Annotated in this window: 21 protein-coding genes; 6 read left to right on the forward strand and 15 right to left on the reverse strand. The window is 71.0% G+C overall.

Going from position 1 to position 25,573, the window contains the following annotated elements; genetic code table 11:
- Nucleotides 1–2: 2 nt before the first annotated feature.
- The 5 genes from ACJX2R_RS10110 to ACJX2R_RS10130 all read right to left on the reverse strand — a co-directional run bounded on the left by ACJX2R_RS10110 (nucleotide 3) and on the right by ACJX2R_RS10130 (nucleotide 7,014).
- Nucleotides 3–1,520 carry a Wzz/FepE/Etk N-terminal domain-containing protein gene (locus ACJX2R_RS10110; RefSeq protein WP_413099781.1) on the reverse strand — a complete coding sequence of 506 codons (1,518 nt, stop codon included), beginning with the start codon at nucleotides 1,518–1,520 and terminating at the stop codon, nucleotides 3–5.
- Nucleotides 1,517–2,914 carry a Wzz/FepE/Etk N-terminal domain-containing protein gene (locus tag ACJX2R_RS10115; RefSeq protein WP_413099782.1) on the reverse strand — a complete coding sequence of 466 codons (1,398 nt, stop codon included), beginning with the start codon at nucleotides 2,912–2,914 and terminating at the stop codon, nucleotides 1,517–1,519. The genes ACJX2R_RS10110 and ACJX2R_RS10115 overlap by 4 nt, the downstream gene beginning before the upstream one ends.
- The gene (locus ACJX2R_RS10120; protein ID WP_413099783.1) at nucleotides 2,911–4,149 is read right to left on the reverse strand and encodes a glycosyltransferase family 4 protein; all 1,239 of its coding nucleotides are present in this window, start codon (nucleotides 4,147–4,149) and stop codon (nucleotides 2,911–2,913) included. The genes ACJX2R_RS10115 and ACJX2R_RS10120 overlap by 4 nt, the downstream gene beginning before the upstream one ends.
- Nucleotides 4,139–5,464 carry a nucleotide sugar dehydrogenase gene (locus tag ACJX2R_RS10125; protein WP_413099784.1) on the reverse strand — a complete coding sequence of 442 codons (1,326 nt, stop codon included), beginning with the start codon at nucleotides 5,462–5,464 and terminating at the stop codon, nucleotides 4,139–4,141. Before ACJX2R_RS10125 ends, ACJX2R_RS10120 begins: the two co-directional genes overlap by 11 nt.
- 74 nt (nucleotides 5,465–5,538) lie before the next feature.
- Nucleotides 5,539–7,014 carry a sugar transferase gene (locus tag ACJX2R_RS10130; RefSeq protein ID WP_413099785.1) on the reverse strand — a complete coding sequence of 492 codons (1,476 nt, stop codon included), beginning with the start codon at nucleotides 7,012–7,014 and terminating at the stop codon, nucleotides 5,539–5,541.
- Nucleotides 7,015–7,413: 399 nt separating this feature from the next.
- Between ACJX2R_RS10130 and ACJX2R_RS10135 the strand changes: the two genes are divergently transcribed.
- The gene (locus ACJX2R_RS10135) at nucleotides 7,414–8,040 is read left to right on the forward strand and encodes an SAM-dependent methyltransferase (RefSeq protein ID WP_413099786.1); all 627 of its coding nucleotides are present in this window, start codon (nucleotides 7,414–7,416) and stop codon (nucleotides 8,038–8,040) included.
- A 28-nt stretch (nucleotides 8,041–8,068) separates the two neighbouring features.
- A complete protein-coding gene (locus tag ACJX2R_RS10140; protein WP_413099787.1) occupies nucleotides 8,069–8,569 on the forward strand; it encodes a DinB family protein in 501 nt (166 codons plus the stop codon).
- A gap of 55 nt (nucleotides 8,570–8,624) precedes the next feature.
- Here the strand turns inward: ACJX2R_RS10140 and ACJX2R_RS10145 are convergent, their stop codons facing one another.
- From ACJX2R_RS10145 to ACJX2R_RS10170, 6 genes are all read right to left on the reverse strand, one after another.
- Complete coding sequence (locus tag ACJX2R_RS10145; RefSeq protein WP_413099788.1) at nucleotides 8,625–9,284, reverse strand: glycerol-3-phosphate responsive antiterminator; 660 nt, start codon at nucleotides 9,282–9,284, stop codon at nucleotides 8,625–8,627.
- A gap of 45 nt (nucleotides 9,285–9,329) precedes the next feature.
- A complete protein-coding gene (locus ACJX2R_RS10150; protein WP_413099789.1) occupies nucleotides 9,330–10,883 on the reverse strand; it encodes an FAD-binding oxidoreductase in 1,554 nt (517 codons plus the stop codon).
- Nucleotides 10,880–12,553 carry an FAD-dependent oxidoreductase gene (locus ACJX2R_RS10155; protein WP_413099790.1) on the reverse strand — a complete coding sequence of 558 codons (1,674 nt, stop codon included), beginning with the start codon at nucleotides 12,551–12,553 and terminating at the stop codon, nucleotides 10,880–10,882. Before ACJX2R_RS10155 ends, ACJX2R_RS10150 begins: the two co-directional genes overlap by 4 nt.
- 77 nt (nucleotides 12,554–12,630) lie before the next feature.
- On the reverse strand, nucleotides 12,631–14,208 hold the full coding sequence (locus ACJX2R_RS10160; protein WP_413099791.1) for an FGGY family carbohydrate kinase: 1,578 nt from the start codon (nucleotides 14,206–14,208) through the stop codon (nucleotides 12,631–12,633).
- 107 nt (nucleotides 14,209–14,315) lie between these two features.
- On the reverse strand, nucleotides 14,316–15,743 hold the full coding sequence (locus ACJX2R_RS10165) for an MFS transporter (RefSeq protein WP_413099792.1): 1,428 nt from the start codon (nucleotides 15,741–15,743) through the stop codon (nucleotides 14,316–14,318).
- A gap of 255 nt (nucleotides 15,744–15,998) precedes the next feature.
- Nucleotides 15,999–17,168 (reverse strand): alpha/beta hydrolase family protein, encoded by a 1,170-nt coding sequence (locus tag ACJX2R_RS10170; RefSeq protein ID WP_413099793.1) that lies wholly within the window; start codon nucleotides 17,166–17,168, stop codon nucleotides 15,999–16,001.
- A 102-nt stretch (nucleotides 17,169–17,270) separates the two neighbouring features.
- On the opposite strand from ACJX2R_RS10170, the gene ACJX2R_RS10175 reads away from it, so the two are divergent.
- Complete coding sequence (locus tag ACJX2R_RS10175; RefSeq protein WP_413099794.1) at nucleotides 17,271–17,885, forward strand: TetR/AcrR family transcriptional regulator; 615 nt, start codon at nucleotides 17,271–17,273, stop codon at nucleotides 17,883–17,885.
- A 66-nt stretch (nucleotides 17,886–17,951) separates the two neighbouring features.
- Here the strand turns inward: ACJX2R_RS10175 and ACJX2R_RS10180 are convergent, their stop codons facing one another.
- From ACJX2R_RS10180 to ACJX2R_RS10190, 3 genes are read right to left on the reverse strand one after another with little or no spacing between them, the layout of a single operon-like run.
- Nucleotides 17,952–18,659, reverse strand: a complete 708-nt coding sequence (locus ACJX2R_RS10180) for an ABC transporter ATP-binding protein (protein ID WP_413099795.1) — start codon at nucleotides 18,657–18,659, stop codon at nucleotides 17,952–17,954.
- 6 nt (nucleotides 18,660–18,665) lie between these two features.
- Entirely contained in the window at nucleotides 18,666–20,045 is a 1,380-nt protein-coding gene (locus ACJX2R_RS10185; protein ID WP_413099796.1) for an ABC transporter permease, read from the reverse strand.
- Between the two features lie 35 nt (nucleotides 20,046–20,080).
- On the reverse strand, nucleotides 20,081–21,400 hold the full coding sequence (locus ACJX2R_RS10190) for an ABC transporter permease (protein WP_413099797.1): 1,320 nt from the start codon (nucleotides 21,398–21,400) through the stop codon (nucleotides 20,081–20,083).
- Between the two features lie 193 nt (nucleotides 21,401–21,593).
- On the opposite strand from ACJX2R_RS10190, the gene ACJX2R_RS10195 reads away from it, so the two are divergent.
- The 3 genes from ACJX2R_RS10195 (at nucleotide 21,594) to ACJX2R_RS10205 (ending at nucleotide 24,652) form a co-directional block, all read left to right on the forward strand.
- A complete protein-coding gene (locus ACJX2R_RS10195; RefSeq protein WP_413099798.1) occupies nucleotides 21,594–22,256 on the forward strand; it encodes a response regulator transcription factor in 663 nt (220 codons plus the stop codon).
- Complete coding sequence (locus ACJX2R_RS10200) at nucleotides 22,247–23,437, forward strand: sensor histidine kinase (protein ID WP_413099799.1); 1,191 nt, start codon at nucleotides 22,247–22,249, stop codon at nucleotides 23,435–23,437. The genes ACJX2R_RS10195 and ACJX2R_RS10200 overlap by 10 nt, the downstream gene beginning before the upstream one ends.
- Nucleotides 23,438–23,572: 135 nt before the next feature.
- The gene (locus ACJX2R_RS10205; RefSeq protein WP_413099800.1) at nucleotides 23,573–24,652 is read left to right on the forward strand and encodes a methyltransferase; all 1,080 of its coding nucleotides are present in this window, start codon (nucleotides 23,573–23,575) and stop codon (nucleotides 24,650–24,652) included.
- Here ACJX2R_RS10205 and ACJX2R_RS10210 read toward each other — a convergent pair.
- Nucleotides 24,642–25,259 (reverse strand): TetR/AcrR family transcriptional regulator, encoded by a 618-nt coding sequence (locus ACJX2R_RS10210; protein ID WP_413099801.1) that lies wholly within the window; start codon nucleotides 25,257–25,259, stop codon nucleotides 24,642–24,644. The two genes, ACJX2R_RS10205 and ACJX2R_RS10210, sit on opposite strands and share 11 nt — an antisense overlap.
- Nucleotides 25,260–25,573 lie beyond the last annotated feature (314 nt).

The raw sequence follows: 25,573 nt of genomic DNA on the forward strand, positions 1-25,573 counted from the left end.
TCCTACCGTGCCTCCTGGTCGCTGTCCGGGACTCGCGCGGCCCACATCGGCGAGCGCTCCGTCCGTAGTTGGCCCATCCCGTGTCGCCGGGCCGGCCGTTCGCCATGGCCCCGCAGCGCGATGTGCAGCCCGTCCCACAGCGTGCCGTCGGTCCGGTCCCGCGGATCGGGGTCGATCAGCACCACACCGATCACCGGGATGCGCTGGTCCGCGAGCTGCCGCGCCACGGTGTGCAGCCATGCGGCGCTGCCGTGCCCGGCGCGCACGACGAGCACGGTCCGGGTGCCGAGGTACTGGAGGTCGGTCCACGCGGTGCCGGGCGCGACCGAGCCGACGCCGATCCGGCGCTCCTGATGTGAGACGGCGGCGGCCTGCTCGCCGCTGACCACGGTTGGGTCTCCTGGTTTCGGGCGGCGGCTCGCGAGCTGCGGGCCGGGCAGACCATCGATGATGACCACTGGCTCCTCCGCCGCGATCGCCCTGGCGAGGTCCAGGGCGATCACGCTCGTACCGCGCGCACAGCCCAGTTCCAGCAGCGACACCGGTTCCGCGGCGTCGCGCACGGTGCGGGCCAGGGACGTGGTGAGCCTTGTCCGTGCCGCCCGGATCCGTCGGCGCCGCCACGGCCTGCCCGACCGGAGGGGCAGCTCCGCGATGACCGAGGCGCCCAGGTTCGCCGCGATCTCCCGGCGCAGCACGGGGCGGTCCGCCACCACCGTGCCGACCGCGGCCACCGCGAGCCCGAGGGCGAGCCCGAGGACGAGCCCGATCGCGGCGTTGGTGGCAGCGGCCTTGGGCAGGGAGTGCGGCACCGCGCGCGGGGCGTCCACGATCTGCGTACCGGCGATGATCCGGGGCGTGCCGGTGCGCGCCTCCGCGGCGCGCTGGTCGAAGTCGGCGATCCGCGAGTTGAGCTCGGCCCGGCGGGCGAAGAGCGACTCGGTGCTCGCCGACGCCTCCGGGTCGCTGCCCGGCGATCGGTCTCCGATCGCCTTGTTGACCTCGGTGAGTTCGGCCCGTACGCGGTCACGCTGGTCGAGCAGGGCCTTGGACTCGGCTTTCGCGGTCTCCCGCATCCGCCTCACATGGTCCGCGACGAACGCGTCGGCCAGCGCCTTGGCCCGCGCCGCCGCTTCCGCGTCGCTGTCGCCCGTCACGGTGATCTGTAGCAGGTTGTTGGTCAGGCCGGTGCCCTGGTAGTCCCCCATGAAGTCTTCCGGTTTCTCCGGGGACTTGAGGGACCGCAGGGCCTCCCCGGCGATCCGCGAGGTCCCCAGCAGCGCGACATCGGTGCGGATCAGCGTTCCGGTGTCGTTCGGTTGGTCCTCCTGATGCGCGACCAGCACTTTGGTCACCGCGGTCGGCGGTGGCGGCAGCAGGACCGCCAGCGCCACGCCGCCCAGCAGCCCCAGCAGGGCCATGGAGCACCAGAGGCGGCGGCGCCTGCGCACCGCCACCACCAGCGCATGCAGGTCAAGGAGCGGAGTGGCGGCCGACGACTCCGCGGTCTTGCTCGTCACGCCGAACCTCCCGTCGCGTGGCCGCGTACCGCGAGCTCCAGAGTGGTCTCGTCCGCGGGACGGTCGGCGGTCCGCGTCGGACGGGCCCGTACGGTTTCCGCGACGACGGTGCCGACGACCTCATGCCCGGCGTCCGCACACGCCTCGGCGATGCCGGCGAGCTCCTCCGCGGTCCGGCTGCCCGCGCTGAGGACGACCAGGGCACCGGACTCGGTGTCGCGGTCCGGCACGATCGGCCGTTCCACCGAAACCTCCACCACCCGCAGCACGGGGTGTCCCCTGCTCGAAGAGGTCGGGGAAGGATCACCCTTGGCCTCGGCGACGAGCTGCCCGGCGGCCCGGCGGCCGATCTCGTCGCCTTCTGGTACGACCACCAGCAGCCGCCGGGGGGCCGCCAACTGGTCCCGGAGGCGGGCGCACACCCGCCGGTAGCGGATTTGCCTGCTGGCCTCGTCGCCGGACCGCTGCGGGGGCGGCATGTCCCACCGGGTGTCGACGCCGAGGAGCCGGCGGATCCGGGCCCTTGGGCCACCGCCTTCCGGCCGGTGCGCGCGCCGTTCACCAGGTACGTCGACGGTGCCCAGCAGCGTCGAGCCCAGCGCCGCGGCGATCTCCGGTTCGGTGCGCGGTCGGCGGCTCATCCGTGCGGCGGTGAGATGGCCGATGACCGCGAGCAGGAAGAACAGCATCGCCCCCGCCACGATGAGCTGCGTCCTCGTCGGCGGTGCCTCGCCGGACGGCCGGGCCGCGGGACCCATGACGACCATGTTGGATTTGCTGGTCACCGGGTCGGCCTCGGCCAGCTTCTTCATGGCCTCCTGGAGCGCGATGCGCAGCTTCTCCAGCTCGGTGCGGCCCTGGACGCTCTCCACGGTCCGCCCCGGATCGGCCGCGTCGGCCAGCTCGGTGATGCGGCGGCTCGTCTGCGCCACCATCTTCCGCAGGGTCTCGGGCCCGGCCGAGGCGTCGGAGTCGGTGTCGTCGCCCGCGAGCCGCGCGGCGAAGGTGACGAACTGCTGGGCCACCTGGTCGGAGAGGCGCTGCGCGCGCTCCGGGGTTTCGGCCGTACCCGAGATCTCGATGATGTTCCCGTCCGCGGCCTTGGCGCTCACCCGATCGCGCAGCTCGCTGCCGCTGACCCCGGTCCAGCCGAGCGTGGCGGCCGCGCGGTCGACCACCACCGAACTGGTCGCGATCTCCGCCTGAGTCAGCAGCTCGCGCTCCTCCCACGCCCCCGGCAGCAGTACCGATGCCGATGTCGTGTAGCGCGGCGGAATCAGCAGGGAGGTGCCGTAGCCGGCGAGCGCCCCCACCACGGCGAGGATGGTGAGAAGCCGCCACCGCCGACGGAACATCCGCCCGATCGTGACCAGGCGTATCGTGTCATCGCTCAACGGCGCGGCCTCTTCCCTGCCCGGCCCGGGTCGCCCGCCGACGCGTAGGCGGCGAGCAGCGAGGCTTGCGAGTTCCGCCAGGAGAGCGGCCCGCCGATCCGCTCCTGGCCGATCTTGCCCATCCGGGCCCGCCTCTCCGGATCGTCGAGGAGCTGCGCGATGAGCCCCGCGAACTCGGCCTCGTCGTTGGCGGGGGCGTAGACGGCGGCGTCACCGGCGGAGACTCGCGCCTCCTTCAGGTCGAACGAGACGATCGGCCGGCCCATCGCCATGTACTCCAGGACCTTGTTCATGGTCGACACGTCGTTGAGCGGATTGCGCGGGTCCGGCGACAGGCACACGTCCGCGGTGGACAGGTAGCGCACCAGGTCGGCGTCCGGAATGCGCCCGGTGAACCGCACTCGCTCGGTGAGGCCGAGCCGCCGGGAGAGCTCCACCATCGCGTCGAAGGCGTCGCCGGAGCCGACGAACACCGCGTGCCAGTCGGTCCGCCCGAGCTCGTCGCGCAGCTTCGCCAGGGCGCGCAGCGCGTAGTCGACGCCGTCCTGCGGGCCCATGACGCCGAGGTAGCACAGCAGATGGGGCTTGCCGCGCTTCAACTCCGGCTCGGGCGGCACCGGTTGGAACCGGTCGATCTGGGGCGCGCTGCGCACCACGAAGACGTCCTCCGGCCGCTTGCCGCCTCGGCGCACCGCGACGTCCCGGTAGCTCTCGTTCGTGGCGAGCACGACGTCCGCGGCCCGGTAGGTGCGCCGTTCCAGCGCGCACACGGCGCGGTAGAGCAGATCCTCGCCGCGGTCGAACCGGGAGAGGTACAGCTCGGGCACCAGGTCGTGCTGGTCGAAGACGAACCGCGCCCCGCGCCGCTTGAGCCACAGCGCCGGCAGGAACAGCAGATCGGGCGGGTTGCAGGCGTGGACCACGTCGACCGGGCCCACCTTCCGGGCCAGCCGGGCCGTATGCCACAGCGCCGATCCGTACTCCCGCAGGTAGCCGGCCGGTCCTCCGGTGGCCGCGCGCAACGGGTAGCGGTGGATCCGCACCCCGTCGATCAATGCCTCCGGCTCCGTGTCCCGCTTGCTCCCCCGGGGGCAGATGACGTGCACCTCCCAGCCCGCGTCGCGCAGCGTCGTGCACTCCTGCCACACCCGCCGGTCGAACGGCACCGACAGGTTCTCCACCAGGATCAGCGCGCGCCGACCCGACCCGTCACCGCTGAACGCATCACCAAGCAAGGCCCATGTACCCCGGTTCGGCCCGGCGCGCCTCGGCGTCGGGAAGGCGGATGAGGTCGACGATCACCGGGCCGTCACCATGGGGCAGCGCCGACAGCACGTCCGGATCCCTGGTCCCGACCAGGCACACCTCGGCGTGCTCGAGCACCTCGCCGACGGAGTCCGCGAGCAGCTGCGAGAGGTGCGGCAGCCGGGTCTCGATGTACTCGCGGTTGGCGCCGAGCAGCCGGGAGAGGCTCACATTGGCGTCGTAGATCTTCAGGTCGTAACCCTTGCCGAAGAGCCTCTCCGCCAGTTCGACGAGCGGGCTCTCGCGGAGGTCGTCGGTGCCGGGTTTGAACGACAGCCCGAACAGGCCCACCCGGCGCTTGCCGGTGCGCTCGACGAGCTCCACCGCGCGCCGCAGATGTTCGGAGTTGGAGGGCAGCACATGGGCGAGGATGGGCACCGAGACATCGGCCCGCTGCGCCGCGTGGACCAGGCTGCGCAGGTCCTTGGGCAGGCAGGAGCCGCCGAAGGCGAAGCCGGGCCGCAGATAGGCGGGGCTGATGTTCAGCTTGCGGTCGGCCAGGAACACGTCCATCACCTGGTGCGAGTCCACTCCGAGCGCCTGGCACACCGCGCCCAGCTCGTTCGCGAAGCCGATCTTGAGGCCGTGGAACGCGTTGTCCGCGTATTTGATCGCCTCGGCCGTCGGGACCGGCACCCGGAACACCTCACCGGGCAGGCCCTCGTACAGCGCCGTCACCGCGTCGCCGCTCGCCGGGTCGAGCTCGCCGATGACGGTCTTGGGCGGGTCGAAGAAGTCCCGCACGCTCGTGCCCTCGCGCAGGAACTCCGGGTTGACCGCGACCCCGATGTCCACCCCGGCCGTGCCGCCGACGTACTTCTCCAGGATCGGCACCAGCAGGTTCAGACAGGTGCCCGGGAGCATGGTGCTGCGGAACACGACGGTGTGCCGGCCCCCCTGTTCGGCCCCCTCGGCCAGCGCGGCGCCGATCTGCTCGGTGACCCGCTCCAAGTACGTGGTGCACAGGCTGCCGTTGGGCTCCGACGGCGTGCCCACGCAGACCAGCGACACCTCGCTGCCCATGATCGCCTCGCGGACGTCACCGGTGGCGCGTAACGCCCCTGTCCGCACGACCTCGGCGATGAGCTCGCCGATCCGCTCCTCGACCACCGGGGCCTTGCCGTCGTTGACCAGGTCGACCTTCACCTGGTTCACGTCCACCCCGATGACCTCGTGCCCCATGCTCGCCAGGCACGCGGCCGACACGCAGCCCACGTAGCCGAGCCCGAAAACGCTGACTCTCATGACCCGTTCCTCCCCCCCGGGCAGGCCCTTGCGGCCTGCCCTCCGTGCGCCGTCCGGACGGCGCCCCCCGCGCATCAGTAGGCCCCCTGCCCCTGGAGCACCGCACGCAGCGTCTTCCACAAGATCACTGTGTCCAGGGCGAGCGACCAGTCCTCCACGTACCGCAGGTCCAGCCGGACCGCCTCCTCCCACGGCAGGTCGCTGCGTCCGCTGATCTGCCACAGGCCGGTGAGCCCGGGCTTGACCAGCAGCCGCCGCCGGATGTCCGGGCCGTACGCGGCGGACTCCTCCGGTAACGGAGGCCGCGGGCCGACGAGCGACATCGATCCGGTGAGCACGTTGAAGAGCTGCGGCAGCTCGTCGATCGAGTACCGGCGCAGCACCGCTCCCACCCGGGTCACCCGCGGATCCCGGCGGAGCTTGAACAGCAGCCCCGCGCCCTCGTTGCGGTCGGCCAGCTCGGCACGTGCCCGGTCAGCCCCGGCGACCATGGTGCGGAACTTGAGGATGGTGAACTCGCGGCCGTCCTTGCCGACCCTGCGCTGGCGGTAGAACACCCCACCCCGGCTGTCCACCAGCACCAGCAGCCCGACGAACACCATCAGCGGCGCGAACAGTACCAGCAGGATCGCCGCGCCCATCCGGTCGACGACCCCTTTGACCGCCCGGCGGCCCCCGGTGAAGGTGGGCATGCTGACCCGCAGCAGCGGGATCCCGAGCACCGCGTCGATGTGCAGCCGCGGCCCGGCCACCTCCATCAGCACGGGGGCCACGACCATCTCGGCGTCGCTGCCCTCGAGGTTCCAGGCCAGCCGCTGCAACCGGTCCGGTGTCCAGTGCGGGTCCGGGGTGACCGCGACGACACGGTAGCCGTCGTGGCGGACGTGCTTGGCGACGTCCGCCAGCCGGCCGACGACCCGCACTCCGTCCAGTTCGTCACCTTCGAGCCCACGACCGTCCGTCGTGCACACCGCCTCCACCCGCCAGCCGAGGTGCGGGAACTTGCGGGTCCGGGTGATCAGGTCGCGTACGGTGGCCGGGCTCCCGGCGGCGAGCACCGGTCGCAGGCACCGTCCTTCCTTCCGCTGTTTGTGCAGCCAGAGGCGCAGCAGATAGCGCGCGGACATGGTGATGAGCGCGATCGCGGGGATCGCGACGAAGATCCAGAGCTTGATGTTGCGCGAGGTGAGGGCGATCCCGCCCAGCGCCAGTACGACGGTCGCCGTGAACAGTGAGCGTCCGAGCCGGCGGAATTCCTCGGCGCCCTGGCCGAGCACGGCCGGAGCCCACGACCGGCTCACCGCGAGCGACCCCAGCACCAGCAGCTCGGTGCCGAATGCGAGAATTCCCCATTTCTCGTGCCAGTTGGCCGCGTCCCGGGCCCCGAAGAAGTTACCGATCGCCGCCACCACGAAGGCGGTGGCCACGGTATCGCTGGTGATCACGGTACGGCGGTACCGGTGCTCCCAGTCAGTCGCGGGCTGTCTGATCGCCCCGTCCGCCAGACGCCCGCGCGCCGACGGAAACGGGTTGAGTAATCCCCCTTGCACAGAACCCCCCAAGGTCCCCAGTGGTTCGACGTATTCGCCTAACACTGTTCTCGGGAGGTCCCCACCCCCCGTACTGCCCCTCCCCTCGGGAGGCCCCCACCTCCCGTACTGTCCCTCCCCCCGGGAGGCCCCCACCTCCCGCACCTCACATGCCGGCCGCGACTGCTGGCTGTCCGTAGATCCGGACGCATAGATCATTATTTGTCGGCTGGTGTCCAAACATGTGAAGCACGGTCAATCTAGACCATCGGGGGGCCCATCTGAAGAGGGGATGTGTGCAAGTTGTGCCCAAACTTTGAAGCCGGGTCCACCGATCTTGCGGAAACCGCAAGGAGACGTGCCAGTTCGGGCAGAGCCTGGCGAGAGTGGTGTGCGCACCTCCCCGAACAAGGAGTTTCGATGAGCACAACAGACGCCGGTACGTTCTGGAACGACATCTACGCGGCCCGGCCCGCGGCCGCCTCCCCCCGCCCCAACGCGTGCCTCACCGCGACGGTCACCGGCCTGCCGCCCGGCGACGTCCTGGACCTGGGGTGCGGCGACGGCGGCGACGCCCTGTGGCTGGCGGGCCGCGGATGGCTGGTCACCGCCGTGGACGTCTCCTCCGTGGCCGTCGGGCGCCTCACCCGTCTCGCCGCCGAGGCCGGCCTCGCCGACCGGCTGACGGCACACCACCACGATCTGCGCACGTCCTTCCCCGCGGGCGCCTTCGACCTGGTCTGCGCCCACTACCTGCACACCCCCCTCGACCTGGACCGGACGGCCGTGCTGCGCACGGCGGCCCACGCCCTGCGCCCGGGCGGACGGCTGCTGGTGGTCGACCACGGATCGACCGCGCCGTGGTCATGGACGCAGGACCCGCACATCCGGTACCCGACCCCGCGGGAGGTCGCGGCGGACCTGGCCCTGAACCCCGGGACCTGGACGGTCGAGCGAGCCGACGCCCAGGTGCGCGAGGCGACCGGACCGGACGGCCGCACGGCCGAGGTCACCGACCACATCCTGATCATCCGCCGTACCGCCTGAACCGGCACGGCCGTCGAAAGCAGCCACCATGACCACCTCCCCCCGCCCCCACCGCCGCCGCGACGCCCCGCCGCCGCGCACCGGGAACACCGAGACCGAGGTCCTGCGCGGATTCCTCGACTACCTGCGCGACTCGATCGCCGCGAAGGTCGAAGGCGCTCCCGAACCCGGGATCCGCACGGCCGCGGTGCCCTCGGGCACGAATCTGCTCGGCCTGCTCCACCACCTCACCTGCGTGGAGCGAGCGCTGTTCCTCGGCGCCCGGATCACCGACTGGCAGGCGACCTTCCACGCCGCCCCCGAGCAGAGCGCCACCGCCGTCGTCACCCGCTACCGGGAGACCGTCGCGGAGGCGAACGAGGTCCTCGACACCTGTACCGACCTCGGCGCGCCACTGCCCCGCCCCCGGCCGGACACACCGGCCCCCGCCGTCCGCTGGGCGCTCACCCACATGATCGAGGAGACCGGCCGCCACGCCGGCCACGCCGACATCCTCCGCGAACTCCTCGACGGCGCGACCGGGCGCTGACCCACCCCACACCGCCGACGGCGGTAGCGGTCCAGGACTACGTGGGTGTCGCGGACTACTCCTGGGGCGCGGCGGGCCTCTTCAGCGCGGTGGGCGGGACCGGCGGCAGCTGGTCCCGGCGCAGGTGCCAGAGGCGGGGGTCGGACGTGGCGGCCGCGACCGATCCGAGGGCCAGCGCGAGCGCCACGTCGGCGGGGGTTTCCACGAATCCGGCGGCGACTGACGGGGACATCGCGCGCTGTGCCCGCTCACTCATCCAGGCGATGATCGGGGCGGGCATGATCTCGACCAGGTCCGGCGCCCCGCGCGAGATCGCGTCCGTGGAGCGGGGCAGATTGGACCGATCGGTGACGAACACCTTCATCATCGTCCACAGGCCCAGCGGGCGGCCCTTCTCTATGAGCGAGAGCCGGGTGCTGACCACCCCGTGCGCGCCCATGTTCTTGATGAACTCCAGCGCGCCCCGGTCCTGGGCCAGACCGGGGCTGCTGTCCACGTTCACGAACACGGTCTTCCCCGCCCGGACCAGCGCCGGCACCACCTTGGGCAGTTGCCCCACGGTGAACGACGCGAGGATGCACACCTTGGCCGGCGCGGTCAGGAACTGCCGCAGCGGCTGGGTGCCGATCACCGACGCGACGACCGGCACCTCGGCGAAGTCCGAGGCGAGCCGGGGCGCGAGTGCGGCACCGGACTGGAACGGGTGGCGGGCCATGGCGAAGACCTGTCTGGGGGGAAGGAGGGCGCGGGGCTGCTGAGGTCAGTCCAGCGGGGACGTGCCGAAGCGGCTGGGGAGGCCCAGTTTGCCAGGGTTGAGAATGCCCGCCGGGTCGAGGGCCTTCTTCACCGCGACGCACGTCGCGAAGCCCGTCCCGAGGGATTCCTCCAGGTAGGGGCCGCGCAGCAGACCGCAGCCATGGTGGTGGCTGAGCACCGCCGCGTGCTTGATCAGTACGGCGTTGGCCGCGTCCCACACCGAGCGGTACCAGTCACGGCGCGACTCGGGCGCCACATCGCCACGCAGCGAGAAGTAGACGCAGGCGCCATCGGTGTACGCGTGGGACTGGTGGGCCGAGGCGGCCAGCGTGCCCTCCACCGACTGGATCGCGGCGACCACCTCGTCGTAGATCACCGGGAGGTCGGCCCAGGACGCGGCCATCTCCAGGGTGTCGGCCACGAAGCCCGGACCCGGCTTGAAGCCGTCGGCGGACTTGCCGACCAGCATCCGCTCGTCCAGCCAGCGCTCGAAGACCGCCTTGCTGTCCAGCTCGGGGCCGTAACCCCCGCAGACCTCCTTCGCCACCTTGATCGAGGCGTCGACGATGGCCGGGTCACCCTCGTCGGCGATGAGCAGGAGATTGGTCTCCGGGTGGCCGAAATGGGTGCCGGACTCCAGGGTGTCGTACAGGCGCAGCACGGCCGGGGTGGCGCCGCGCTGCATGATCCTGCGGCAGGCGTCCAACCCCTCCGCGAAGGTCGTGAAGCCGTACGCGGCGGCGTCGGCGTACTCCGGCAGCGGGTGGACCCGCAGCCGGGCCGAGACGATGACGCCGAGGGTGCCCTCGGAGCCGATGAACAGCTGGCGCAGGTCCGGGCCGACCGCGGCGCGGGCGTAGTCGCCGTACGTGGCGCGCGTACCGTCCGCGTGCACGACGTCGACGCCGACGACCATGTCCTCGATCTTGCCGTAACGGGTGGAGAGCTGACCGGCGCCGCGGCAGGCGATCCAGCCGCCGACGGTGGAGACGGCGAACGCGGACGGCCAGTGGCCGGTGGTGACGCCGTACTCCTCCTGGAGTTGCTTCTCGAAGAGGTCTCCGAACATCCCGGCCTGGACGTCCACGATCTTCGACTCGGCGTCGAAGCCGGTGATCCGGTTCAGCCCGCAGACGTCCAGGACGACGCCGCCGAAGACGGGGAGCGCCGCGCCTGTGACGTTGGAGCGGCCCGCGGAGGGGGTGACCGGAATGCCTGCCTCGTGGCAGACGCGCAGTACGGCCGCGACCTGGTCGGCGTCGGCGGCCTCGACGATCACGGCGTTCGGGGTGGCGGGACGGCCCTCGGTCTCGCCGATCATCGAACCGGCCCACCAGTCACGGGTCCGGGTGACGACCTCGTGGCGGGAGGTGTGGACCGCGTGCGCGGCCTCGCGCAGCGCCTCGACCACGGACTCGGGGACCTCGACCGGGTTCACCTGGAGCGCGGCCTCGCCCTCCCCGACCGGGGTGTTCCGCGCCCACCTGGCGAAGCTGGGGGCGCCGACGGTGTAGTCGCCCCGGTTGAACGGGTGGGTGATGGTCTGGCGGCTGATCATGCTGCTGCTCCTTCGAGGAGTACGGACTTTTCGTGGCGGACGGCCGCGAGGTACTCGGCGACCGAGCGCTCGACCTCGGCCTCCGCGAGGTTCAGTTCCTGGCCGAGGATCGCGCCGACGGCCTCGGCGGCGTCCACGGAGGCGTCCCGGGCGAACAGCCGGGCGCGCGTCCGGCGGGAGAGCACGTCGTCGACCGAGCGGGCCAGTTCGGCGCGGGCCGCGTACACGACCTCGGCCCTGGTGTACGGGAGTCCCGCGACGATCGGCTCGGCCAGCGCCGGGTCGTCCTGGATGAGGTCGCCGACGAAGCGGGCCTCGGTGCCGAAGCGCTCGCCCAGGTGCGCGGCCAGGCCGCCGGACGCGGCGACGGCTTCGGCGTCGTGACCGGCGCCGCCGAGCAGCGGGAGGTTGGCGGTGCGGCTCTTCCCCCTGCGGCCGAGGACCGTCATCACCTTGTCGATGACGAGCTCGCCCATGTGCCGGCTGGTGGTGAGCTTGCCTCCGGTCACCGTCACCATGCCGGTGCGGCCGACGGTGATGTGGTGGTCGCGGCGCATATCGAGGGTGGCGCCCTCCTTGCCACCGACCAGCGGGCGCAGACCGCCGATGGAGCCGACCACATCGTCCGGGGTGAGCTTTCCCTCGAAGGCGGTGTTGGCGCCCTCCAGCAGGAAGTTCATCTCCTCGCGGGTGCAGTGCACATCGTCCGGGGGGCCCTGGTAGTCCTCGTCGGTGGTGCCCAGCACGACGCTGTTCCCCCAGCGGGTGCAGGTCGCGCGGCGGGCCCGGCCGGGGACCGGCACGGTGACCGTGCAGTTGATCCGCACCTTCTCCCAGGGGACCACGATGTGAACGCCCTTGGCCGGGCGTACCCGCGGCTGGTGACCGTCGTCCGCCTTCGCGTCGAGCTCGTCGGTCCACACCCCGGTGGCGTTGACGACGGCCCGCGAGCGGATGTCGAAGGTGTCGCCGTCCGCCGTGACCCGGGCACCGGCCACCTTGTCCGTCCGCGTCAGCAGAGCCTCGGCCTTGGCACCGTTGAGGATCGTCGCGCCGAGCGCGGCGGCGGTGCGGACGATGGTGAGGACGAGCCGGGCGTCGTCGGTGCGGGCGTCGAAGTACATCAGCCCGCCCTTGAGGTTGTCGGCGCGCAGCGTCGGAGCCTGGGCGAGCACCTCGGGAACGGTGAGCCGCTGGTGGAGCTTGCCGATCCGCCAGCCGCCGACCAGGTCGTACGTCCACAGCAGACCCTCGAAGCCCTTGGCGAGGCGGGCGTCGAAGACACCCTCCTTCTCCAGGACCGGGAAGAGGAACGGCAGCCGGTGCACCAGGTGCGGGGCGTTCTTGCGGAAGCGGTGGCGCTCCAGGAGCGAGTGGCGGACCAGGTTGACGTTGCCCTGCTCGATATAGCGCAGCCCGCCGTGCACCATCTTCGAGGACTTCGACGAGGTGCCGGAGGCGAAGTCGTCCTTCTCGATCAGCGCCGCGCGCAGCCCGCGCGAGGCGGCGTCGAGCACGGCATACGCCCCGGTGATGCCGCCGCCGATGACGAGCACGTCATATGTGTCGTCGGCCAGCCGGCGCTTGAGGGCTGCCCGGTCGAGCAGCAGTGGCGTTCGGCGGGTCGCCGCGGCGCTGCGCCGCGGTTTCCGGGCGGGCATGGTGATCACAACATCAACTCCTGGTGTTCCGGTACGGCGGCCGCGTGGTCGGCGGGCCGCCCAGTGCGACGGTCAGTGGGCCGTCGTCAGCGTGGGGTGGGGGGTTGGGGCGCGGGGTGCTCGGAGGAGAGCAGCGCGGGGTCGTCGAGGTGGGCGATCAGCACATCGCGCCAGGCGGCCCGCTGCTCGACGCGTTCGGCCGTCGTGATCGCGGGCTCGAAGATCCGGCCGTGCGGCTGTGCTTCGACGACCTCTTCGAGCGAGGGCCACAGCCCCCGGGCGACACCCGCCAGATAGGCGGTGCCGCGCAGGCTGGCGGTGGCGGAGTCGGAGACCCGCTCCAGTGGCACACCGGCCAGGTCGGCCTGGGTCCGCATGAGCGGGTCGCTGGCGGAGACTCCTCCGCCGACCCGGAGCCGGGTGAACGGCGTACCCATGGTGTCGGCGACCCCGTCGATCAGATCGCACACCGAGTGCGCGATCCCGTCGAGCACGGCGCGTGCGAGATCGGCGCGGGTGGTGGCGAGGGTGAGTCCGGTGAGGACCCCGGTGGCCTCCGGGTGCCAGACCGGCGTACGGACCCCGGCGAGTGCCGGGAGGAAACGCGGGGTGCGGCCGGGCCGGGCGGGGCTCCGGCCCGCCTCCTCGCCGAGCTCCTCAGGCGATGCGAACAGCCCCAGGTCGTCGCAGAGCCAGCGCAGCGCCGAACCCACCGTGGAGGTGTATGCCTCCAGGCTGTAGTGGCTGATGTCGCCCTGCCGCCGGCCCGGCTGGGCGAGCACCCCGGAGATGTCCGGCCGGGGCAGGGCGGGCGTGGTGCCGGTCGCCGCGTCGACGAAGGCGCCGGTCCCGTAGACGCACATGCCCTGTCCGGCGGCGAGACCGCCGAGCGCGACGAGCGCGGCGTGCTGGTCGCCCATGGCGGCGGCCAGCGGGACGGCGATGCCGAGGACGGCCGGGTCGGTGGTACCGAATCCGGCGTCGTCGGAGCGGAGCTCCGGCAGCAGGTCGAGGGGGAAACCGAGGTGGTTGATCCACTCCTCGTCCCAGGCGTGCCGCTCCAGCAGATAGCCACCGGTGGACGCGGCGTTGGTCGGCGTGGTGGCGTACACGGCGCCGCCGGTGAGGCGCCAGATCAGCCAGGTGTCGACGGTCCCGAAGAGCAGCCGGCCCTGGCGGTACGCGGCGGCCACCCCGGAGTGCTCGGCGATCTGCCGGGCGGCCCAGAGGAACGGGGAGCGGGCGCCGACCGGCCGGCCCTGCCGGGCCAGCAGGACGGCGTCCCACTCCGCCTCGTACGCGGTGAGCTCATGCGCGTACCGGCGGTCCTGCCACACCACCGCGGGCAGCAGGGGCAGCCCGGTGACCCGGTCCCACAGCATCGCGGTGGCCCGCTGGGTGGAGAGCGCGACAGCGGTGATCTCGATGCCCTCCGCGCGGGCCCGGCCGACGGCCCGGCTCGCCACCTCGACGGTGGCGGTCCAGATCTCCATGGGGTCCTGCTCGACCGAGAGGTCATCCGGATGGCTGACGCCGATCGCCCGGTAGGACACTTCGTGGGCGGCGCCGGAGCCGAGGACGACTCCGGCCCTGGTGCCCGTGGTGCCCTCGTCGATGGACAGCACACCGCGCCGGAGGGAGGCGCCGGGGAACGTCTGCGTCATTGCAGCCCTTTCATCGCGATCTGCGCGGAGGGGATACGGAGCGGAGGGGGTACGGCAGGGAGGGGGCCAAGGGGACCATCGTGCGTTGCGACGGGTCCGGCGGTGGATCAGCGCGCGGTCACGGAGAGCGCGGTGGCGTCGCGGTCCTGCTCGGCGACCTCGTCGGGGGAGGCGGCCTTCGTCGGTTCCCACTTGATCGTCAGGCAGGTGATCAGGCCGAGCAGCGGTACGACGGAGAGCACCAGAAACGTGTCGGCGAGTCCGAGCGAGTCCTTGATCTGGGGGAAGACATACAGGCCGGTGACGCTGCCGAAGCTGCCGATCATTCCGGTGACACCGGTGCCGAGCGCGCGGACATCGCTGCTGTAGGAGAGCGCGGCGATGGACTTGCCGTTGGCCCCGGGACCCGCGGAGTGGCAGAGGATGAACAGGACCGGCAGCAGGAACGCCACGGCCAGGGGGACCTTCCCGAAGGTCAGCCCCATCGCCACCAGCGCCACGAAGACTCCGGCGAAACCGGCCGCGGAGCTGAGCCGCAGTCCGAGGCGGCGGCCGAAGTACGCGGAAAGCAACCCGCCCGCGATGCCGAAGGCGTTGAAGACCATCGAGCCGATGGTGGCCTTCTCGAAGCTCTCGCCGAAGATCGTCAGGCTGATCAGCGGGAGGTACCAGCCGACCGCGAAGTACTGCATCGACTGCCCGAGCGAGATCACCGAGGAGAGGATCGTGCGCGGCAGATATTCGCCCTTGAAGAGCCGTCCGGCCTGCCGGATTCCGATGACCGGGGCCTCAGCCGCGGTGCGGGTCACCTCGTCGGGCCCGGCGGCGACGGCCTTGATGCCGTAGATCTTGTCCAGGTTGGCGACCGCCTCGTCCAGGCGGCCCTTGCCCGCCAGCCAGGTGGGGCTCTCCTTGAGCATCAGCGCCTGGCCCAGGAGGAGCGCGACGGCGACGACCGCGGCCGAGCCGACCGACCAGCGCCAGATGTCCGCGCCGACGTCCAGGTTGAAGAACACCAGCGCGAGGGCGAGGTTGCTGGTGGTGGCGATGTACCAGACGGCCTGCCACAGATTGAGCCGGCCGCCCAGCTTCGCGGGGGTGTACTCGGCGAGCAGCGCCATGGCGACCGCGAAGTCCATCCCGTATGCGACACCCACCAGGACCCGGCCGAGCCAGACGACGGTGAAGTCACCGGCGAAGGCGGCGAGCAGGGCACCCGCGATGGCGAACACCTTGGCGATGAGCAGCGGGGGAACGCGGCCGATGCGGGTGGCGAGCCAGCCGCCGAGGGGGTTGAAGAGGATCGCCAGGGCCGGAGCGGTGGCCGTGAGGATCGAGACCTGGGTGCTGGTGAGCTCCATCTGGGACGTCATGGGCCCCAGACCGGCACTCAGCGCGGCGTTCGAGTAGGCATCGAGGAACAGCCCGCCGAACACGAGGTACCAGATGATCTGCGCCCGGCCGGTGATATTTCCCAGCCCGTCGATGAGCGCAACGACATCGGCAACGCCTTTGACGTTCGGACGTTGTGCCATGAATCCGCCTTCGGGGAAGACCCATCGGCGGCACGGGGAGCACAGAAACAGGCATGACGAAACCACCGACAGGTGGTCTATGTCTATGCCTGTCAAAACACTGCGGAAAGCGCCGCAGCACGTGAACTGCCGGGAGTACGAACTACGCCGCGAGACTAGGTACGAGCCAGGAGCAACGTCAAGGGTTTCGGCCAGGTGTTGCTCCGTCGTCGGCCCGCTACCGCGTCGCGGCGGAGATCGTCCCTGCTGACGAGGTCAGCCGGCGAGGAGGGTGTCGAGCCAGTCGAAGGTGCGCTGGTGGAACAGGAACATCGCACCCTCGTGGCAGTGCTCGCCCGCGCCTTCGTCCTCACGGAAGGAGATCAGCTCCTTCTGGCAGGTCAGCTCGTCGAGCAGACGCTGCGGCTGCCCCTTGAAGAACTGGTCGTTCTCGGCTTCGAGTACGAGTGTCGGGCAGGCGACGCGGTCGGCGACACCCGCCATGGTGTACGCCTCGGTCGCCCTGACCAGTTCGTCGATGCCGGACACACCGAAGGTCCACTGGCCGTTGCGCACCACCCACCGCACCATGGTGTTCCGCGCCATCAGCGCCTCCATGCCGCCGGGCGTCGAAGCGGCACGCTCGGCGGTCGCGGCGATGACCGCGTGGAAGTCGTAGACGCCGTCGTACAGCACGCACGCGGCGATGCGGTGCTCGAAGGCGGCCGCCCTCGCGGCGAGGTAGCCGCCCAGGCTCATGCCGATCAGCACGAGCTGCCCGGCGTCCACCTCGGGCACCGTGAGCGCGAGGTCGACGACCGGGGTGACCACGGCCTCCCAGTCCGGCCGGAAGCGCAGGCCCTGCTCGCGGACGGTGCTGCCCTGGCCGGGGCCGTCGAACGCGATGACGTTGTAGCCGCGCCGCAGCGCGCCCGCGGCCAGCGCCAGGTAGTCCTCCTCGAGGGTGGAGTCGTACCCGCCGTGGAAGAGCACGGTCGGGCGCGGGGTGCCCGAATCGTCGACGAGGAACAGGTAGCCGGGAAGCGTGGTGTCCTCGTACGGGATGCGCAGGGCGCGCGCCGGGGTGTCGAGCAGGGCGGCCGCGTCGGCGAACGTCTGCTGGGAGGCCTTGGCCAGCCGCGCCGACTCGGCGTCGGCGGCGGGATTCTCGCGGCGGTAGAAGTCCGCGGTCCGGTAGTAGTTGGACGCGCGCAGCAGCGCCTCCCGGGCGCTGACCCGGTGACCGGCGGCCAGCGCGTCCCGGCCGATGCGCTCGATGCGCGCCGCCGTCGCGGCCCACTGGGCCGACCAGGCCGCCTCGTCCCCCTCCGGGATCTGCCGGCAGGTGACCAGGACCTCGCCGAGGTCGGCGCCGCCATAGGCCGCGTAGCCCGCGGCGCGCAGCGCCTCGAAGGAGAAGGACTCGTCGTCGTAGAGGAATTTCATCGTCGGGCTCCTTTCCGAGAATGGAACGGAACGGCATCGTTCCGTCTACTCGGCAAAGGTAACACATGGAACGTGACCGTTCCGTTCGTTATGCTCGGGAGCATGACAGCGCAGCAGAAGAAGGGCCGGCCGCCGACCGGCGGGGCGGCCCTGCGACAGCGGGTAACCGAGGCGATCACCGAGGCGGCCTTCGCCGAACTCGCCGAGACCGGGTACGCGCGGATGTCGATGGAGTCGGTGGCCCGGCGTGCCGGTGTGGGCAAGGCCGCGCTCTATCGGCGCTGGCCCTCGAAGCAGGCGATGGTCACCGAATTGATCCGCGGCAAGGTCACCGACGCCCTCCCGCCCACACCGGCCACGGGCGCCCTGCGCACCGACCTGCGCGAGTTGCTCGCCACCTTCCGCGGCCAACTGGCCACTCCGCTACTCGCCCGGATCGCGGCCGGACTGCTCGCCGAGGCCAGTCACGACGACGCCCTGGCGGAGGGGCTCTCCACCGGAGTGACCGCACCGCGGCGGGCGGCGGCGCGCGAGATACTCCAGGGCGCGGTTGATCGCGGTGAACTCCCCCCGGGGCTGGATCTGGACCTCGGCACCGACCTGCTGATCGCGCCGCTCGCATTCCGCGTACTGGTCATACAGGGCCGTAGCGACGATGAGTATCTGGAAACGCTGACCAACGCGATCGAGGCGGCGTTGCGGGCGGCCGTCCGCTGACCTCGCCGTCGCCGCTGTGCTTCCCGGCCGGTACCGGAGCGGCTGCCGCCGGCAGCGCACGCGTCTTCATCGGGCGTTTACCTGCTCTGTGAGTTTGCCCTTGCGCAGGGTGAGGACGCGGTCGGACTGGGCCGCCAGGTGCTGGGAGTGGGATACGACGACCACGCACTTGTCCTGTTCATGGGCGAGTTCGCGGAAGGTGTCGACGATGCCCTGGGCGGTGTCCTCGTCGAGGTTCCCGGTGGGTTCGTCGGCGAAGAGGATGTCGACGTCGCAGGCGAGGGCGCGGGCGATGGCGACGCGCTGCTGCTGGCCTCCGGAGAGCTGAAGGACGTTGCGGGTGGCCATCGCCTTGTCGAGACCGATCTTCTCCAGCAGATGCAGGGCTCGGTCCCTGCGACTGCCGGTCGTGGGTTTGGTGCCGGTGATCTCCGTGGCGCAGGTGACGTTCTGGAGGGCGGTCATGTAGGTGAGGAGGTTGTACTGCTGGAAGATCGTGGCGGCGTGCTGGTTGCGGTATCGGCCGAGGCCCAGTTCGGTGAGGTCCTGGCCCTCGAAGGTGATGGTGCCCTTGGTGGGGGTGTCGAGACCGCTGGCGAGGGAGAGCAGGGTGGTCTTGCCGCTGCCGGAAGGGCCCAGGATGGTGTAGAAGGTGCCGCGTTCGAAGGCGTAGTCGATGTCCTTGAGGACCGCGGTCCTGCGGCGCTGGCCCGAGTAGACGTGGCTGACGCCCGCGAGACGCAGAACAGGCGGAACGGTGGTGGCACTGGTCATGGCCGGTCACTTGCCCTTCGTGAGGATGGTGCGGGGGCTCAGCCGCAGCACGGCACCGGCCGGGATAGCGGTGGCCAGCAGGCCGATGCCGAGGCCGATGGCGCCGAGGGTGACGAGGTCCGCCGGATCGAGTCGTACGGTGATCTTGTCGATGGGGTCGGCGTCCTCGACGGGCTTGTCGTCGGGGTCGATGCCCTCACCGAGGCCGGTACTGCCGGACGCCGGGCCCTGCCAGGAGTCGATCTTGTGCTGGGCGCTGGTGGCTTCCCTGCCGAGCAGGGCCTGCCCGGCGCTCTGGGTCAGCCGCGGGGCGAACAGGGAGCTCAGGCCGATGGCGAGGGCGGCCACGACGACGATCTCCAGGGCCTGTTGGGCGATGAGCCTGCTTTTCGTCTCGCCCATGGCCAGCAGGACGCCGTACTCCTTGTGGCGCTGCTTGACGGCGAGGTTGACCAGGAGGGCCAGGACGATCGCGCCGGCGAGGCCCATCAGCCACATGGCCAGGGTGGCGGTGGTGCTGATGGACTTGAGCGGGCCGGTCATCTGCCGGATGGCCTTGTCGTTGGCGTCCAGCTTGAAACCGTCGAGCGACGGGCCCGCGACCTTCTTCGCCTCGCCCTTGAACGCGCCCTGCATGTCGGCGTCCTGGAGGAGGAAGGTCGCCTTGCCCGCCTGGAGCGGCCCGTTCCGCTCGGAGCCGAGCGCGGAGAGGCCGCCCACCGTGAGGTACAGCATATTGGCCGGACTGATGCCGTACTCGCCGTCCGGTTCGGTGACGGGGCTCGGGTCGCGGTAGACGCCGGCCACGGTGAAGTCGGCCGTGGTCTTCTCGTCGTTGCCGGTCAGGGTGATCGTGTCGCCGACTTCGAGCTTGTTCTCCTTGGCGAGGCGTTCCTCGATCAGGAGCCGCTTCTTGCCCTTGTCGGCGGCGGTGAGGTGCGCACCGGACAGGAGCGTGAACTTGCCGCTGCGGAAGTCGGACAGCAGCGAGGTGTCGAGAACGCCCATGCCCACGGTACCGCCGGGGCCCATGGGGTCCTTCGGCCCACCGCCGACCAGTTGGGTGCCGCCCCCCAGCAGGACGCGGTCCCACATCGAGTAGGTGTACTTCCGCACCTGAGGCAGAGCCCCGACCTTGTCGACGGTCACGGTGTCGATGCGCGGAGCCCTCAGCTCGCTCCCGCCGCCCAACTGGCGCAAATCCATCTCGAGGTTGACCTCGGCGCCGACGGAGCGCTTGGCGTCCCGCTCGGCGTGGGCCGTGGCGTCGTTGATCAGGACACCGGCCAGCACCATCACGGAGATGACGAGGAAGGTGGCCAGGGTGATCAGGGTGCGGCCCTTGCGGGACCACAGGCTGAGTCCCGCGCGTTTGACGAAGTTCATTGGGATCGGCTTTCTCAGTCCGTGCCGGTGAGTGGCTATTCGGTGTCGGTGAGGATGGAGCGGGGGTGCAGGCGCAGGATCCCGATGCCCGGGATGACGGTGGCGACCAGGGAGATGCCGAGCCCGATGCCGGCGACCTTGCCGACGGTGGCGGGCTCGACTCGTACGGTCGGCGGCGCGATCCCGGCATCGGGCACACCGGCCGCCGCGGCCGGCTTGTCGTCCCGCCGGCCGAGGAGGGCGTCCCCCGTCGGCTGTCCGGCGAGTGAGCCGGCCAGCGCGGCGAGCGCGATGGCGGGGAGGGCCACGGCCGCCACCTCCACGGCGTGCTGGCCGATGAGCTTCCACTTCTTCTCGCCCATCGCGAGGAGCACCCCGAGCTCGGCGCGCCGCTCGCGGATCCGCAGCGTCACGATCAAGCCGAGGATCAGCGTCCCGGCCAGGGCGATCACCCAGACGATCAGTCCGGCGAACGCGCCGACCCGCTGGATCGGGCGGACCTGGTCCTGGTACGCCTTGGCGTTGACGCGGAAGTCGAAGCTGCCCCCGCCCAGGAGGTGTTCGGCCTCGGCGCGCAGCCGCTCGGCCTGCTTCGGCGAGCCGACCTTGTACACCGCCTCGCTGACCGCCGCGGTGCCGGCGCCGAGCTTCTGCGCCGTGCTCATCGGCACGTACAGCGCGTTGCCTGGCAGCTTGTGCGGTGCCGTCCACCGCGTCGGATCCTGTGTGGGGTTCTGGAAGACGCCGACCACCTTCAGCGGAACGGTTTCCGCGTCGTCGGTGTCATCGGTGTCATCGGTGTCATCAGCGTCATCGGTGTCGCCCGCCGACCGCACATGGATCGTGTCGCCCACCTTGAGGCGGTTCTTGTCGGCCAGGCGCCGCTCGATCACCGCGACATCGCGGCCCGCGTCCTCGGGGGCGATGCCGCGCCCCGCCGTGATCTTCGTCGAACCGTACGAGAAAGGCAGCAGCATGCCCGAGTCACGGACGCCGTTCACGGCCAGCGGGCCCCGCGCCTTCTTCCCGGCACCGGCATCGCCCGGCTTTGGCGCGTCCGACGTCAGCGGCGTGAAGCCACGCGCCCCGGCCCGCACCGGAAGTTCCGGGTTGTAGCGGTACACCAGCTCCGAGGCGCCCAGCCGGTCCGCGAGGACCGCGGTGAGGCCCTTCTTCTTGACGGTGGCGTCGACGCCGATGGTGCGCCGCGCATCGGCTTCCTGGCGGGCCGCGGCGGCCTGCAACAGAAAGCCACCGAGAAGCAGGGTGCAGATGACGACGAAGATCGCCAGCAACGCGGCGCTCTTGGACTTTCTGGCACCCAGGCTCATCCCGGCGCGCTTGACGAAGTTCATGCCGAAGACAGAAGCAGCTCGCTGTTTGCAGCGAGATAAGCGTGTTACGGCGGCATAAGGGCCTGCTCGCACCGTGGCCCCGCGACCGGCGCCGCACGGCCCCGGCCGACTCACCGGACGGCCCCGGCCGACTCGCGGCACGGGCCGCCACGTCCTTATCCGGCTGCAATCGTGATGTTGGTTTGATGGGGGGATGAGAGTTCTGGTAGCCGAGGACCACCGTGTTCTCGCCCGCACCATCGCCACCGGCCTGCGCCGCCAGGCGATGGCCGTCGACGTCGCGGCCACCGGCGACGAGGCCGAGCGGATGTGCCTGCTCACCGCCTACGACGTACTGATCCTCGACCGGGATCTGCCGGTGCTGAGCGGCGACGAGGTGTGCCGACGACTGCGCGAACTCCAGGACCCTCCGCGGATCCTGATGCTGACCGCGGCCGGCGAGCTGACGGACAAGGTCTACGGCCTCACGACCCTCGGCGCCGACGACTACCTGGCAAAACCCTTCGATTTCGCCGAACTGGTCGCCCGGGTGCGGGTGTTGAGCCGTCGCGCACCGAAGCCGCCCCCTACCGTGCTGCGCTTCGCGGGCATCACCCTGGACGAGACGCGGCGCGAAGTGTCCGTGGACGGCCGCCCGCTGGAGCTGACCCCGAAGGAACTCGCGGTCCTGCACCTGCTGTTAGTAGCCGGTGGCGCGCCGGTGTCGCACGACGAACTCGTCCGCACCGTCTGGGACGAGCACCTCGACCCGCGCACCAGCGCGGTCCGCGCCACCGTCAGCCGGCTGCGCGGCAAACTCGGCGACCCCGGCCTCATTCTCGCCGACAAGGGGGAGGGCTACCGGCTGTGCGACTGAAGCCATGGACGCTGCTGAGCCGACTGCCCTTCCGCGCCCGCCTGACCGCGGCCTTCTCCGCCCTCTTCCTGATCGCCGGTATCGCGCTGCTCGCCTTCGTGGTGCTGCTCGCCCGCCGCGGAACGCAGCAGCAGGCCCAGGGGCTGTCGGTCACGTACGGGAATGTGCCGGGCGGCCCTGCGGCGTCCCTGGAGCTTGCGCGCCCCACCCGGCCGGATCTCACGCCGCGGGCCCCGGGCGACGTCGCCATGTTCCAGAAGATCGACCAGACCGTGCAGGCCGTCCAGGACACCGCGCTGCGCCAGATGGTGCTCTGGTCCGCCGTCGGCCTCCTCGCCATGGCGCTCCTCGCCGGAGTGCTCGGCTGGTGGCTCGCCGGACGAGCCCTGCGGCCCGTCGCCTCCATGACCGAAACCGCGCGCCGCATCAGCGAACAGAACCTCCACCAGCGTCTCGCGCTCACCGGCCCCGACGATGAACTCCACCGCCTCGCCGACACCTTCGACACCATGCTCGACAGACTGGAGAAGTCCTTCGAGAGCCAGCGCCGCTTCGTCGCCAACGCCTCCCACGAACTCAAGACCCCTCTCACGGTTCAGCGCACCAGCCTCCAGGTCGGCCTCGCCGACCCCCTCCCCGAGGGACTCGCGGACGTCCGCGAGGATCTGCTCACCGCCAACCACGAGGCCGAACAGCTGATCAACGGCCTCCTGCTGCTGGCGCGCAGCGACCGCGGCCTGGAGAGGACCGAGACCATGGACGTCGCGGCCATCATCCGGCTCGTGTCCGCCGGCCTCACCTCACTGGCGACGAAGAACGGCGTGCGCATCGACCTCGACGCCGATACCCCGCTGGCCGCTCCCGGTGACCCAGTCCTGCTACGCCACCTGCTCACGAACCTGATCCGCAATGCCATCCAGTACAACCACCGCGGTGGCCACGTCCGCATACGACTCGACGCCCCCACCGTGACGGTGACCAATACGGGCCCTCACGTGTCCCCGGATCAGATCCCCGACCTGTTCGAGCCCTTCCACCGCCTGGGCGGGGACCGTACCGCCACCACCGGCCACGGTCTGGGACTGTCCATCGCTCATTCGATCGCCAAAGCCCACCACGCCACGCTGACGGCACACCCCGGCACCGAGGGCGGACTCACCCTCACCCTGCGCTTCCCCTGAGCCCCACGAGGACCGCTCCTGGGTGGCCATTGGGCTCCGAAGGCTGAACGGCGAACCAGGTCACCGGCCCTGCCCGTGCGATACATTTAGCGGTAGCTGTATTACCGCGAATTCCCACACCTTCTGGAGAGGCCCATGCCCCCCGCGCCCACTCCCCCGCAGGCCGACGCGGCAACGGCCCCTGCCACGACGGCACCCGAGGCGTCGGCGTCCGGGCAGTCCATGGAGATGCTGCGCCTGCTGTCCGGTTTCCAGCAGTCCCAGGCGCTGTACGCGCTGGCCAAGCTCGGTGTGGCCACGGCGCTGCACGGCGGTCCGATGACGGTCGGGGAGTTGGCGAAGACCACGGAGACGGACGCCGACGCGCTGGGGCGGCTGCTGCACATCCTCTCCGGTATCGGGGTGGTGACCCACCACGGCGAGGACGCCTTCGCACTCACTCCTCTCGGCTCCACGCTGGTGGCGGATGTGCCCGGTTCGGTGCGCGACATTGCGATCATGTGGATGGAGACGCACTATGCGCCCTTCTCCGAACTGGTCACCACCGTCCGTACGGGCATCCCGGCGGCCACGGCACACTTCGGGCAATCCTTCGCGGAGTGGCTGGGCACCCACCCCGAGCACATGCCCGTGATGGCGTCGGCGATGGCCAACCTGACGTACGGCCCCAAGGACGCCACACTGACCGGCTACCAGCTCCCGCCCGGCGAGGTGGTTGCCGACATCGGCGGCGCCGACGGCTCCGTGCTGGCCCGGCTGCTGGCCGGTGAACCCGGTCGGCGCGGCATCGTCTTCGATATGGAGCACGTGGTGTCCACCGCACACGCGCGGCTGGCCGGCCAGGGGATGGCCGACCGCATCGAGGTACGGGCCGGTGACTTCTTCGAGAGCGTACCTTCCGCCGACGTCTACCTGCTGTCCACCGTGCTGCACGACTGGGACGACGTGTCGTGTGCGCGCCTCCTGGGCCGGATCGCGGAGGCGGCGCCCCACGGCGCCCGGCTGGTGGTGGTGGAGACGGTGCTCACGGAGGGCGATGAGCCGCATCCGAGCAAGCAGCTCGACTTGACCATGCTCGGCATGGTGTCGGGCCACGAGCGCCGGGAGACGGAGTTCGCGGCGCTGTTCGCCAGTGCCGGATTCACCCTCGACCGGCGCGTCCCGGGGCCTGTGGACAGCCCGTTCGCCATCTTGGAGGCCACGCTCACCCGGTGAGCAGGGCGGCCACGGTCTGGTCCCGCAGCCACCGCTCGGCGGTGTCCCAGTCCCAGCCGTTCTCCCGCACCAGCACGCGCCAGGACGACAGGCCGAGGTAGTACCAGAGCACATCCGTCGCGCCCGCTGCGTCAAGCCCCTCCCGCAGGCCGCCCAGCGCGACGATCCGGTCGACGGCGGTCCGCAGCGCGTCACGGAATCGCTCCTGGGCGAAGCGCAGCAGCTCGGCGGCGTGCGCGTCGACCGAGGCCGCGTCGAGGAGGATCTCAACGATTTCCGCGTGCTTCTCGCTGTCGCGGCGGATGCCCTCGACGGCGTACACGACGACGTCGAGGGCATCGTCGGCCACCGCGATCCGCGCCAGGGTTTGTTCGGCGATGGGATCCTCGACGCCCACGGTGACCAGGTCGCGCAGAATCTGCGGCTTGCCGCCGGTGCTGGTGTAGACGGTGTTGGTGCCGACCCGGGCCGCGGCGGCGATCCGGGTGACCGTGGTGGCCACGTAGCCGTGGAGGGCGAAGAGCTCCTTGGCGGCGTCCAGAATCGACTGCCGGGTCGCGGCAGCGGCCTCCGCGCGGCGGGGCGAGTGGTAGCGGCGACCTGGCATGCCCCGACCGTAGCAAGGGCACAGGCAGGGATCCCAACCGCTGCGCGGCGGCGCGCGCACGAGCAGCGACACCGGCGCCGGGCGGTCATGCTCGACCGCCCGGCGTCGGAGCGGCTACCGCACGCCGGGCAGGCTGTCCTCAGGCCGTGGGATCACCGAACTCCCGATCGATGAAGTCAAGGATTTCGCTGGCACTCGCACTCGAAAGGGCTGTAGTAGCAACCTCTTCGGGCCGCGAAATCCGCTGCCATTTATTCAGAACCGACGACAGCCGATCCTTGATCGCGGATGCCTGCCGGTCGTCGAAGGTCACG

It is taken from the genome of Streptomyces sp. Inha503, assembly GCF_047215865.1.
Lineage (GTDB): Bacteria > Actinomycetota > Actinomycetes > Streptomycetales > Streptomycetaceae > Streptomyces > Streptomyces lycopersici.

What these genes read in the sequence shown, in the direction of transcription:
- ACJX2R_RS10125 (WP_413099784.1), bottom strand. Translation starts at nt 5,464, where the DNA reads ATGAGAGTCAGCGTTTTCGGGCTCGGCTACGTGGGCTGCGTGTCGGCC.
- ACJX2R_RS10135 (WP_413099786.1), top strand. Translation starts at nt 7,414, where the DNA reads ATGAGCACAACAGACGCCGGTACGTTCTGGAACGACATCTACGCGGCC.
- ACJX2R_RS10140 (WP_413099787.1), top strand. Translation starts at nt 8,069, where the DNA reads ATGACCACCTCCCCCCGCCCCCACCGCCGCCGCGACGCCCCGCCGCCG.
- ACJX2R_RS10145 (WP_413099788.1), bottom strand. Translation starts at nt 9,284, where the DNA reads ATGGCCCGCCACCCGTTCCAGTCCGGTGCCGCACTCGCGCCCCGGCTC.
- ACJX2R_RS10150 (WP_413099789.1), bottom strand. Translation starts at nt 10,883, where the DNA reads ATGATCAGCCGCCAGACCATCACCCACCCGTTCAACCGGGGCGACTAC.
- ACJX2R_RS10160 (WP_413099791.1), bottom strand. Translation starts at nt 14,208, where the DNA reads ATGACGCAGACGTTCCCCGGCGCCTCCCTCCGGCGCGGTGTGCTGTCC.
- ACJX2R_RS10165 (WP_413099792.1), bottom strand. Translation starts at nt 15,743, where the DNA reads ATGGCACAACGTCCGAACGTCAAAGGCGTTGCCGATGTCGTTGCGCTC.
- ACJX2R_RS10170 (WP_413099793.1), bottom strand. Translation starts at nt 17,168, where the DNA reads ATGAAATTCCTCTACGACGACGAGTCCTTCTCCTTCGAGGCGCTGCGC.
- ACJX2R_RS10175 (WP_413099794.1), top strand. Translation starts at nt 17,271, where the DNA reads ATGACAGCGCAGCAGAAGAAGGGCCGGCCGCCGACCGGCGGGGCGGCC.
- ACJX2R_RS10180 (WP_413099795.1), bottom strand. Translation starts at nt 18,659, where the DNA reads ATGACCAGTGCCACCACCGTTCCGCCTGTTCTGCGTCTCGCGGGCGTC.
- ACJX2R_RS10185 (WP_413099796.1), bottom strand. Translation starts at nt 20,045, where the DNA reads ATGAACTTCGTCAAACGCGCGGGACTCAGCCTGTGGTCCCGCAAGGGC.
- ACJX2R_RS10190 (WP_413099797.1), bottom strand. Translation starts at nt 21,400, where the DNA reads ATGAACTTCGTCAAGCGCGCCGGGATGAGCCTGGGTGCCAGAAAGTCC.
- ACJX2R_RS10195 (WP_413099798.1), top strand. Translation starts at nt 21,594, where the DNA reads ATGAGAGTTCTGGTAGCCGAGGACCACCGTGTTCTCGCCCGCACCATC.
- ACJX2R_RS10205 (WP_413099800.1), top strand. Translation starts at nt 23,573, where the DNA reads ATGCCCCCCGCGCCCACTCCCCCGCAGGCCGACGCGGCAACGGCCCCT.
- ACJX2R_RS10210 (WP_413099801.1), bottom strand. Translation starts at nt 25,259, where the DNA reads ATGCCAGGTCGCCGCTACCACTCGCCCCGCCGCGCGGAGGCCGCTGCC.